Origin of the sequence: Streptomyces sp. SYP-A7185, from assembly GCF_046103685.1 — a bacterium.
Lineage (GTDB): Bacteria > Actinomycetota > Actinomycetes > Streptomycetales > Streptomycetaceae > Streptomyces.
The window spans coordinates 3,711,635-3,722,439 of the sequence record NZ_CP122310.1; the positions used below are offsets into that span (position 1 = coordinate 3,711,635).

Genomic DNA, 10,805 nt, shown 5'->3' on the forward strand with positions numbered 1-10,805 from the left:
CTCCCGTGCCCGCTCGCGTACGGGCCGGGGCCGGGGGCGTGCGGCGCCAGGCCGCGGTGACCGCCAGGCCACGACGACCGCCAGGCCACGACGACCGCTAGGCCGGTGTGACCGTCAGGCCGCCGGCTCCGGCCCGGCGTACGGCGATCGAGCCGTAGTCCGTGCGCAGCCGCAGCCACGCCCCGGAGGACAGCAGGTCGAGCGCGTCACCGCGCAGGAACCCGAGGGCCTGCGCGGCGTGCGCGGCCCGTACGGGCAGCCCGGTGTCCGCGATGGTCCGGGACCAGATCTCCCGCCCCACCTGGTCGAGCTCCGCCCGGACCCGCCGCTCCTGCGGCAACTCCTCGACCCGGGACTTGAATTCGGCGACTGCGGCCGCCACGAGCTTGCGCACCTCGTCCACCGCGGGGAGCCCCCGCTGCGGCCGCCAGCCGCCGCGCGGCGGAAGGACCCCGGCCCACGGCGGCCCGGTGACGGTCCGCGGCACGGCGGCCACTCCCGCCGCCGCCACGGACTCCGCCGACGCCCCCACGGATTCCAGGAGTTCACCGGCGGACACGGTCGCGTCGAGCGAGGATTCGATCCCGTGCTCGTACGGCTTCGCCAGCCGTGCCGTACGGATGGCGAGCACTTCGAACGACGGCGGCCGGCCGAACACGGCGAGCGTGTCGCCCGCCGCCTGCAAGCGGACCGCCGCGGCCTTGTCGTAGTGGATGAGCCGGGCCAGGAAGGCGGCGAGATCCCCCGCCTCCCCGGCATCGGCGAAGTGCAGCTGCGCCGTCATGCGACGAGCGCCTCCGAGCCTCCGGCGACATCGCCGTCGTCATCCATGTAGGTCAGCAGGACGGCCTTCTCCTCGGCGGTGATCCGCCGCGGCCGCTGCTGCTCCAGGTTGTACGGGACGACGATGGTCGTGGCCCGCACGTACACCTGTTCGGGGTCCTTGACCTCGTACGAGATGGAGAGCGACGCGGCGCCTATCTTCGTCACCCACGACTCGATGGTCACCGGCGCGTGCCGGTGGACCAACGGCCGTACGTAGTCGATCTCGTGGCGGGCCACGACGGACCCGCCCGAGAACGACGGGCTGCCGTCCCCCGGTGCCAGCCGGAACATGAAGTCGATCCGCGCCTCTTCCAGGTACCGCAGGAAGACGACGTTGTTGACGTGCCCGAAGGCGTCCATGTCCGACCATCGGAGGGGGCAGCTGTAGATATGGCGACTCATGTCAGTCTCAGCCTCGGGTGAGCTTCTTGTACGTGGCGCGGTGCGGGCGGGCCGCGTCCGCACCGAGGCGCTCGACCTTGTTCTTCTCGTACGACTCGAAGTTGCCCTCGAACCAGTACCACTTGGAGTCACCCTCGTACGCGAGGATGTGCGTGGCCACTCGGTCCAGGAACCACCGGTCGTGGGAGATCACGACGGCGGCACCGGGGAACTCCAGGAGCGCGTTCTCGAGGGAGGACAGGGTCTCGACGTCCAGGTCGTTCGTCGGCTCGTCGAGGAGGAGGAGGTTTCCGCCCTCCTTGAGGGTCAGCGCCAGGTTCAGGCGGTTGCGCTCACCGCCGGAGAGGACCCCGGCCGGCTTCTGCTGGTCCGGGCCCTTGAAGCCGAAGGCGGAGACGTACGCCCGCGAGGGCATCTCGACCTGGCCGACGTTGATGTAGTCGAGCTCGTCGGAGACGACGGCCCACAGCGTCTTCTTCGGGTCGATGTTGGCGCGGCCCTGGTCGACGTAGCTGACCTTGACCGTGTCGCCGATCTTGATGCTGCCGGAGTCCGGCTCCTCGAGGCCCTGGATCATCTTGAACAGCGTGGTCTTGCCCGCGCCGTTCGGACCGATGATGCCGACGATGCCGTTGCGCGGCAGCGAGAAGCTGAGGTCGTCGACGAGCACCTTGTCGCCGAAGGCCTTGGAGAGGTGCTCGACCTCGACGACGATGGAACCGAGGCGCGGGCCCGGCGGGATCTGGATCTCCTCGAAGTCCAGCTTCCGCATCTTGTCGGCCTCGGCGGCCATCTCCTCGTAGCGCGCCAGACGCGCCTTGGACTTGGCCTGACGCCCCTTGGCGTTGGACCGCACCCACTCGAGCTCTTCCTTGAGGCGCTTGGCGCGCTTCTCGTCCTTGCGGCCCTCGACCTTCAGACGCGTGGCCTTCTTCTCCAGGTACGTGGAGTAGTTGCCCTCGTAGGGGTGGGCGCGGCCGCGGTCGAGCTCGAGGATCCACTCGGCGACGTTGTCCAGGAAGTACCGGTCGTGGGTGACCGCGACGACTGCGCCGGCGTACTTGGCGAGGTGCTGCTCCAGCCAGTTCACCGACTCGGCGTCGAGGTGGTTGGTGGGCTCGTCGAGGAGGAGCAGGTCGGGCGCCTCGATGAGGAGCTTGCAGAGCGCGACGCGGCGCTTCTCGCCACCGGAGAGGGTGGTGACGGGCCAGTCGCCGGGCGGGCAGCCGAGCGCGTCCATGGCCTGCTCGAGCTGGGCGTCGAGGTCCCACGCGTTGGCGTGGTCCAGGTCCTCCTGGAGCTTGCCCATCTCTTCCATGAGCGCGTCGGAGTAGTCGGTCGCCATGAGCTCGGCGACCTCGTTGAAGCGCCTGAGCTTGCCCATGATCTCGGCGGCGCCGTCCTGGACGTTCTCCAGGACGGTCTTCGACTCGTCGAGCTGGGGCTCCTGCATGAGGATGCCGACGCTGTAGCCGGGCGAGAGGAACGCGTCGCCGTTGGACGGCTGCTCGAGCCCTGCCATGATCTTCAGCACCGTGGACTTACCGGCGCCGTTGGGGCCCACGACACCGATCTTCGCGCCAGGGAGGAAGCTCAAGGTGACGTCATCGAGAATCACCTTGTCGCCGTGCGCCTTGCGCGTCTTGCGCATGGTGTAGATGTACTCAGCCAAGAGAAACCGTCCGGCAATCAGTGAGTGGGCAGATACACCCCATCTTGCCTGACAGCCACCTACCGGGGGAAACCAGTATGCCCGGGGGGCCATGACCTGGACGTTCGCCACCTACGACGGTGATCGACTCGTCACTGGCTGTCGCCGTCAGCCCTGCTTACGGTCTTGGCGGGCTCTTGTGCAGCCGCTTCCCGCAACACAGCGAGCTCCCTGAGGTCGTTCGCGACCATGACCTGAGCCAGCCGGCCGGCCACCGCCACCACGTCCGGCCAGACGGTCGCCCGGAGGTACTCCTCGTCGGTGTCGTTCGGCGCCTGGGCCGAGGCGGCATTGAGCGCGGCTCCGAGCTCTCGCATCAGAGCGACCTCTTCCTGAGTCCTGAGGCTGATGCCGAGGTACCGCTCGGGGTCTTCGGCATCGCAGAAGTCATCGAAGAGCGTGTGAAAGACGTGATCAAGATCCTCGAACTTCGACGGATCAAGCCACACGTCCCGCTGCCAGGGCGGATTGGCCAGAGCCAGCACCGCAGGCACGACATGGACCCGAAAGTTAGCTATACGCAGGGCGTCCTCGCTCACGGTCGGACCCAGGCGACCACGACCAACCGGTTCGCCATACCGCCCCACCGAACCACCCGACACATCCCCATCATCCTCATCCGCACCATTCCAGAAGAAAGACTAGAAATCTCCCACAGCATCCCCTGAAAATGCTGTCCCGCCTTCTCGCGGGGATCTGAACCACCCTCACGGAGAACGGATATGGGAAAGAAGAAGAAGCGAGAGGCACGCCAGGATCGCTCTACCGACGGGCCCGGACGCGCTGGGGCAGCGGAGCCCACCCCGGGGGCGTCCTTGGCGGAAGGGGCGCGTCGCTTGTGGGAGAAGTCCGAAGCGAACTGGGAGAAGCTTTCGGAGGAGGAACGCCGGGAAGTGACTTGGCGGATCTCGCACGCCTGGAGTCCGTGAGCCGCTCCGCTCAGGCTCAGCGCTGGTGCACCTCGTCGTAGGTGTCCCAGTCGTCGCGCGGCGCCGCACGAGCGAGCGAGCGCCCGGCAGTTGGTGCCGGGCGCTTGCTCCATCTCGTCGTTTTGCTCGTCGTCTTGCGTGGTGATTACTCGCCACTCGCTGCCGACTGCCGCTTGTTGCTCAGTCCTCGGGCTGTGATTCCGTGGCCGTGGTCGTCGGGTCCTTCTTCTTGCGGAGGAGGATCATGACCGCCGCGCCCAGCACCACCATGAGGATCGCTATTCCGGCGATCACCGGGGTCGCGTTCGAGCTGCCCGTCTCCGCGAGGTCACCGCCGCCCGTGGTCGTGCCGCCCGCCGACGCGGGGCTCGGGTCGGACACCGGCTCCGTCTTGTTGCCGATCGTGCTGCCCTCGGTCTGGCAGTCGAGGACCCCCTTGAACCGCTTCTCGAGGCCGTGCGGACCCTTGATCGTGAAGTCGTAGGCCTGGTCTTCCTGGAGCGGGATCGTCACCGTCCGCGATGTGCCCGCCTCGATGGTGTGCTTGAGGCCCATCAGGCTGAAGGTGAACGGCCGGTCGCCCTTGTTGTCCGCCGTGATGTCCACGCCACCCTTGGCGCAGTTCTTCTCCGCGGACAGCGCCGGTATCGGCCCCTCCTCGGCCCAGGTGGCACTCGCCGAAGCGGACACCGTGGACTCGCTGGAGCCCGCGAGGATCTGCGTCTGGCTGCGGCTCTCGGAGGCGAAGGCCCGGCCGACCGGAATCGTCGTCGACGCCTGCACCGCGAGTGCCGCCGAGCCGTCCGGCGCGTCCTTGGGAACGTCGAAGAAGAGCTGGCTGCCGTTCACCGCGGAGGTGACCGGCTTGCCGTTCTTGCCGACCACCTTCACGCCGCTCGCCGCCGTGTCCGCGGGCGGGGTGACGGACACGGCGTCCGCATCCGTCCGTACGGTGACCGGACCGAGCCGCTCCCCCGCCCGTCCGGAGACCGCCGGCGGGTCCAGGGTCAGCGACGCCTTCGGCTCCGCCGCTCCCAGGGCGCTCTTGTAGAGGTAGTCCGCGAGCTTCTCGGCCTGCGGGTCGACCGCGTCCACCTCGGCGCCGTCCGAGTAGCGCCAAATCGCCACCTGCGTACCGGCCGCCGCCGACTGCTCGGTGAGCGTCCGCGCACCCGCCTTCTTCGCCAGCGCGGCGAGGTCGTTCACCTGGGGGTAGGAGTTCTGCAGGATCCAGCGGATCCGGCCCGCGTCCTTGTTGCCGTTCAGCGAAGTGCCGCTCCAGGGGGTCTCCTGGTACGTCGCGTCCTTCTGCGTGGGGTTCTCGATGTCGATGCAGTAGGTCTGCAGCATGCCGCCGCCGTCGACCGACATCTCGAACAGTCCGGCGGGCACCTCCTGGCTCGCCCCGTCCTCGCGGATGACGGCCTGGCCGTACGTCTGGAGCCCGCCCAGCGTCGCGATGGCTCCGCCCCCGCTCTGCGGAGCCTCTTCCGCAGCGGCGGGGCCCGCGGTGGCTATCGCGCCCGCCGCGAGGGCCCCGGTCGCCAGCGTCACCGCGGCAAGGCGCGTGGCGCCCCGTCTCCCCCGGGACGGGGCAGAGCTCGCACGGTCCCCGGCCGAACCGGCGAGCGCGGAAAACGCGGAGAACGCGGAAAACACAGAACGCGCAAAAGACACAGAATTCCCCTCCGGACGAGACCCGTTCACTTCGAGGGGGGTGGTCCCGCCAGCAGATTGAGGGGGCAGAATCACCTGCCACCTGCGTGGCAACCACTACCAACTGCCCCGTGAGCTACCTTCGGCATCCTAGGGACGCGGCCCACCCCGATCCCCCGTCCTGCCGTTCGATAACCGATCCGACTCGGAATCGTTATCGCCAACAACCTTTCCGAGCTGGGGTTATCGACAAATCCACGGCCCCCAGCCGGTCATTACGTCGCACATCGGTCGTCGCGCATGAGTCCCTACTCACCGATCGGCGATCCGTCTTCGCAGCGGCGCTCGTCTGGGCGGCAACTTCCGCCCCCTGCCTGCGCATCACCCCACCGGCTCCGGCTCGGGCAGCGGCTCGCGCATCGCCGCACCACCCGGCATCGCGTCCCCCGGAGGCGAATCCACCGACCCCGCGCTCGTCAGCCCCCCGTTCGCCTTCAGCACGCGCCGGAACGCCGCCGTCCCCCGCGAGAGATCGTGGCCGATGGTGATCGCGTCGATGTCCGCCGACGTCCAGTGCTGGCCGCCCCGCTCCTCGTCCCGCACCTTCAACTTGCCCTGCACGATCACGGGTTCGCCGATCGCCAGCGAACCCTGCACGTTCGCGCCGAGCGACCGCCTCGCCCACACCGTGAAGAAGTTGGTGTGTCCGTCCGCCCAGACGTTCTGCACCGCGTCGTAATACCGCGCCGTCACCGCGAGCCGGAACCGCGCCACCGGCCCCGAGGGCAACTCCCGGTACACCGGCGTCGTCGCGACGTTCCCCACCACCGTCACCAAAGTCTCGTTCATCCCGAACCCCTCCCTTGTCCCCACCGCCGCGGTGGTCGCTCCCGCGGCTTCGATCTCAGAGTGGACCGGTCGCGACGATCCCGCTGAGCCCTGTGGGCCACCGGGCAGTTGTGGAAAACTCCCTCACCCGAACGGGGTGGGGACGCGGGACGGGGACATGGGGAGGGACACGGGGAGGGACACGGGGCGCGGCCACGGGGAGGGGACACGAGACGCGGCCACGGGAAGGGACACAGGCCGGGGCGCCCCCACTCAGCCCAGCCGACCAGCCACCCAGCCACGCCCCACTACAACCCATCCGCCCCCCACTCAGCCCAGCCACCCAGCCCCGCCACTCCCCGCCGCTCCCCGCCTCAGCCGACCGCCGCCCCCGTGACCCGCACATACTGCTCCCGTACCTCCAGATACCGGAGCAGCTCCGCCGCCACCGGATCCAGCACCCTCGCCCGCCCGCAGCCGGCCGCCGCTTCCCGCAGCCGCCGTTCCGCGTCCAGGCCGTAGCGTCGCGCCGGGCCCCGTGCCGCCATCCGGCTGCCCCACTCCACGCAGGGGCCGCCCACGATCCCGGCCAGCATCAGCAGCACCGGTACGCCCAGGTTCGGGGCCGCGATCCCGATGATCTGCGCCACCAGCCAGAGCCCGCCCACGACTTGGAGCAGCGTCATCGCCGCCTGGGCGAGGACCGCGACCGGCCACCAGCCGGGCCGCGGAGGCCTTCCCTCCGGTACCCCGGCCGACACCGCCAGCTCGTCCAGTGCCTCGGGCAGCCCCTCCGCGCCCCGCACCGCCGCCTCCCGCACGGCCTGCCCCCAGGGCTGGGGCAGCCCGCAAGCAGCCTCGTCGGCCACCGTGCGCACCGCGTGTTCGACGCGCTGGCGAGCCGTGGCCTCCTCGTCCGCGGGCTCCCGTGCCGCGGGCCAGCCGACGTTCAGGGGCGAGCGCTGGGCCTCGTACCAACGCCAGAGCCGCAGCCAGGGCGTCCCGCACGCCTTGCCAGCATTGCGGCGCCAGGCCCGTTCGGCCGCCTGTCCGGCCGCCGCCGCGCCCACCGCGTCCGCGAGGCGGTCGGCGAACTCCTCGCGCGCCTCTTCGCTGAGCCCGATCCGCGTACCGCCCCTGCCCCCGTGCGATCCGGCCCCGGCGGCGTACACCGGCCACAGTTCGTCGGCGGCGGCGTCCAGGTCGGCCGCGATCCGCCGGGCTGCCGCGCCTCGTTCCCTGGTGAACTGGCCGAGCGAGTCGCGCAGTTCCTCGACCCCGTCGCCGGTCAGCGCGGAGAGGGAGAGCACGGTGGCGCCGGGTTCGCCGTGCTCGCCGAGGGCGATGCCGTCCTCGTCGAGCAGCCGCCGCAGGTCGTCGAGCACCTGGTCGGCGGTGTCGCCCGGCAGCCGGTCCACCTGGTTGAGCACGACGAACATCACCTCGGCGTGGCCCGCCATGGGCCGCAGGTAGCGCTCGTGGAGCATCGCGTCGGCGTACTTCTCCGGGTCGACGACCCAGATGACCGCGTCGACGAGCCCGAGGATCCGGTCCACGTGCGCCCGGTGCTCGCCGACCGCCGAGTCGTGGTCGGGCAGGTCGATCAGGACGAGCCCTTCCAGAGTGTTCAGATCCGGGCCCTGGAGCGGGCGCCTGCGCAGCCGCCCCGGGATGCCGAGCCGGTCCAGGAGCCCGGCGGCGCCGTCGGTCCAGCTGCACCCGATGGGGGCCGCCGTGGTCGGCCTGCGGACGCCGGTCTCCGAGATCGTCACTCCGGCGAGGGCGTTGAACAGCGTCGACTTGCCGCTCCCCGTGGCGCCCGCGATGGCGACGACGGTGTGCCGGCCGGAGAGCCTGCGCCGGGCCGCCGCTTCGTCGAGGACCCGGCCCGCCTCGGCGAGGGTCGCGCTGTCCAGCCGGGTGCGGGAGAGCCCGACGAGTTCCCGCAGGGCATCGAGCCGGGCGCGCAGGGGCCCTTCGTACGCGGTCGAAATCCCGGAGGACGCACTCGTCGACGTACCGGCACCGGAGGAGGTACCGGACGAGGTACCGGAGGGTGCGCCGGACGGCGTAAAGGAGGGCCCGCCCGACAACGACCCGGCCGCCGATCCGGACAGCGACCCGGCCGCCGATCCAGACAGCGATCCCGAGGGATTGTCCGAGGCGGAGCCCCCGCGCGTGCCGCCGCGCCGGGCGATCAGCCCGTCGTCCCAGGCCCCTTCGGAGCCGTTGCGGGCCTCCGTGGCGGCGCCCTCGGGGCTGTTGCGTCCCTCGGGGCTGTTGCGCCCCAAGGGGCTGTCGCGTCCCTCGGGGGGCTCTTCGCGCTCACGGTCGTGCTCGGTGTGATCAGTGACGGCAGTCACCGCGGTCACCTCTCCTTCTGCAGTACGGACAGCGCGGCGATCAGGTCGGCCTGGGGTTCGGGGTTCACGTCGAGGCCGTCGAGGGGGGCGAGGCGTCGCTCGCGCTCGGCGTCCAGGACGTTGTCCAGGTAGGTGTCGAGCAGGCGTCCGCCCCGGTCCCGCAGCCGGAGCGCGCCCTGGGCGCCGATCCGTTCGGCGAGGGTCTCGCCCGCCGAACGCCCGCGGGCGCCGCCCAGCAGGGCCGTGGCGAGCAGGGCGGCCACCATCTCGGGGTCGGGCACGAGGTTCTTCTCGATGCGATCGAGCCCGCGGACCTCGTCCTCCGCGTACTCCTCCAGGACGCGTCGCCAGCGGCGTACGGCCATCCCGATGCGGTGTTCGGCGCTCTCGGCGCCCTCGGCGCGGCGGTCGCGGTCGCCGAGTTCGGGGGCGGCGGAGGCCGGCTCGCGCCGCCACGCCTCGTCGATTCGCTCGTCGGCGGCGGTCACCGCGCACAGCAGCAGCGCCTCCAGGCTCTCGCACACGGCGTCCAGGAGTTCGTCGGCGCCGCAGTCCAGCGGATAGCTGCGCCACCGCTTCAGCGCGTCGCCCGCAAGGACGGCTCCCGTCTGGAGACGTTCCCGCACGCGCGCGTGCTCGTGTCCGTACGCGTCGTCGACGGCGGAGGTGAGGCGCAGGGCGGCCGCGTACTGGACGGCGACGGCGCCCGCGAGTTCCGGGACCCGTACGTTGAGGGACTGGATGACGCCCAGTGCCGTGCGCGCGATGGCCTGGGCGCGGGCCGTGGGCTCCTGGGAGCGGTGGGTGAGCCAGGCCCGCAGCGGTGCGACGGCCGTGGCGGGGAGGAGACCGCCGCCGCCGGTGGACTCGGGCAGCTCGGGCACGGTGAACCGGGGCACGTCGCCAAGGCCCGCCTTGACCAGCAGCGCTCCGTACTGCCGCGACACCTCGGCCACCAGCTGGTGCGGCACCCGGTCGAGGACGGTGACGAGGGTGGCGTCGTGCTCCTTGGCGGTACGCAGCAGATGCCAGGGCACGGCGTCCGCGTACCGGGACGCGGTCGTCACCATGACCCAGACGTCGGCCGCGGAGATCAGTTCGGCGGCCAGGATCCGGTTGTCGGAGACGAGGGAGTCGACGTCGGGGGCGTCCAGGAGCGCGAGCCCCTGGGGCAGGGTCGGGGAGGTCTCGATGCGCAGGGCGCGCTCGCCGTCGGGCCCGGGCGGCAGCAGGTCGTCGCTGCCGTCGTCGTCCTCGCCCTGCGGGCCCGAGGGCTCCGGGCGGGGCACCCACACGCGCGTGAGGTCCGGTAGGACGCGCATGCCGGCGAACCAGTGATGATCCTCCGGATGGCATACGAGGACCGGCGTCCGGGTGGTCGGCCGCAGCACCCCTGCTTCGCTGACCTGCCGCCCCACGAGGGAGTTCACCAGGGTCGACTTGCCCGCCCCGGTGGAACCCCCGATCACGGCGAGCAGCGGCGCTTCGGGGGCCCGCAGGCGGGGCACCAAGTAGTCGTCGAGCTGGGCAAGGAGCTCGTCCCGGTTGGCACGCGCGCGTGGCGCCCCCGCCAGGGGAAGCGGAAAGCGTGCGGCGGCGACACGCTCGCGCAGGGCGGAGAGTGCGTCAAGCAGTTGAGGCCGTACGTCCAAGGTCACCACATGCGAAGAATGCCCAATTTTGACGGGTTTCTGAAGCATATGGGCACCCCTGCGCGCCGATCGGACACATGGGATGGAAGGGGCGACTGGGGCGCAGGCATAACGAGTGCACAACACCCGGGGCGTGAGACGCCAAAAGCGGTGCGAGATTCGTACCTGCCTGCGATTATCAGGACCGCTTCACTGAACCTCCACATAGTGCCGCGGAGGCGAAGCACCAGGGACAAGGACCCGGGAGCCCTATCCTTGTCCCCGGCAAGGTCACGGCTCGTCCTACCCGGGCTCCAGGCCACCGGCCACCATCCGGCCCCCGTAGCTCAGTGGATAGAGCAGGCGCCTTCTAAGCGCTTGGCCGCAGGTTCGAGTCCTGCCGGGGGCGCCACAGTCCATCCTTGTTCGGCCCTCCACCCCGGAGGGCCTTTTTGCTGGT

General features: G+C 70.7%; 8 protein-coding genes and 1 tRNA gene. 1 reads left to right on the top strand and 8 read right to left on the bottom strand.

The genetic code is table 11. The features are described from left to right. Positions 1-97: 97 nt before the first annotated feature. The 8 genes from QBL25_RS16295 to QBL25_RS16330 all read right to left on the bottom strand — a co-directional run bounded on the left by QBL25_RS16295 (position 98) and on the right by QBL25_RS16330 (position 10,375). Positions 98-784 carry a hypothetical protein gene (locus QBL25_RS16295; protein ID WP_409057755.1) on the bottom strand — a complete coding sequence of 229 codons (687 nt, stop codon included), beginning with the start codon at positions 782-784 and terminating at the stop codon, positions 98-100. Then, positions 781-1,227: an acyl-CoA thioesterase gene (locus tag QBL25_RS16300; protein WP_409057756.1), complete on the bottom strand. Its 447-nt coding sequence runs from the start codon at positions 1,225-1,227 to the stop codon at positions 781-783. Before QBL25_RS16300 ends, QBL25_RS16295 begins: the two co-directional genes overlap by 4 nt. 7 nt (positions 1,228-1,234) lie before the next feature. Next, positions 1,235-2,899, bottom strand: a complete 1,665-nt coding sequence (ettA, locus tag QBL25_RS16305) for an energy-dependent translational throttle protein EttA (protein WP_409057757.1) — start codon at positions 2,897-2,899, stop codon at positions 1,235-1,237. A gap of 131 nt (positions 2,900-3,030) precedes the next feature. Then, positions 3,031-3,477, bottom strand: coding sequence for an SCO4402 family protein (locus QBL25_RS16310; protein WP_409057758.1), 447 nt, complete (start codon positions 3,475-3,477; stop codon positions 3,031-3,033). A 570-nt stretch (positions 3,478-4,047) separates the two neighbouring features. Continuing rightward, positions 4,048-5,526, bottom strand: coding sequence for a Cys-Gln thioester bond-forming surface protein (locus tag QBL25_RS16315; protein WP_409057759.1), 1,479 nt, complete (start codon positions 5,524-5,526; stop codon positions 4,048-4,050). 378 nt (positions 5,527-5,904) lie between these two features. Continuing rightward, positions 5,905-6,372 carry a single-stranded DNA-binding protein gene (locus tag QBL25_RS16320; protein ID WP_409057760.1) on the bottom strand — a complete coding sequence of 156 codons (468 nt, stop codon included), beginning with the start codon at positions 6,370-6,372 and terminating at the stop codon, positions 5,905-5,907. 353 nt (positions 6,373-6,725) lie between these two features. Further along, positions 6,726-8,723, bottom strand: a complete 1,998-nt coding sequence (locus QBL25_RS16325) for a GTPase (RefSeq protein ID WP_409057761.1) — start codon at positions 8,721-8,723, stop codon at positions 6,726-6,728. Further along, positions 8,720-10,375, bottom strand: a complete 1,656-nt coding sequence (locus tag QBL25_RS16330; RefSeq protein WP_409057762.1) for a dynamin family protein — start codon at positions 10,373-10,375, stop codon at positions 8,720-8,722. Before QBL25_RS16330 ends, QBL25_RS16325 begins: the two co-directional genes overlap by 4 nt. 306 nt (positions 10,376-10,681) lie before the next feature. Here QBL25_RS16330 and QBL25_RS16335 point away from each other — a divergent pair. Then, positions 10,682-10,757: transfer RNA gene (locus tag QBL25_RS16335), tRNA-Arg, on the top strand. The last annotated feature ends 48 nt before the right edge of the window (positions 10,758-10,805 follow it).

Bases quoted from the DNA above. Each gene is read 5' to 3' on its own strand.
- QBL25_RS16295 (WP_409057755.1), bottom strand. From the start codon at position 784: ATGACGGCGCAGCTGCACTTCGCCGATGCCGGGGAGGCGGGGGATCTC.
- QBL25_RS16300 (WP_409057756.1), bottom strand. From the start codon at position 1,227: ATGAGTCGCCATATCTACAGCTGCCCCCTCCGATGGTCGGACATGGAC.
- QBL25_RS16320 (WP_409057760.1), bottom strand. From the start codon at position 6,372: ATGAACGAGACTTTGGTGACGGTGGTGGGGAACGTCGCGACGACGCCG.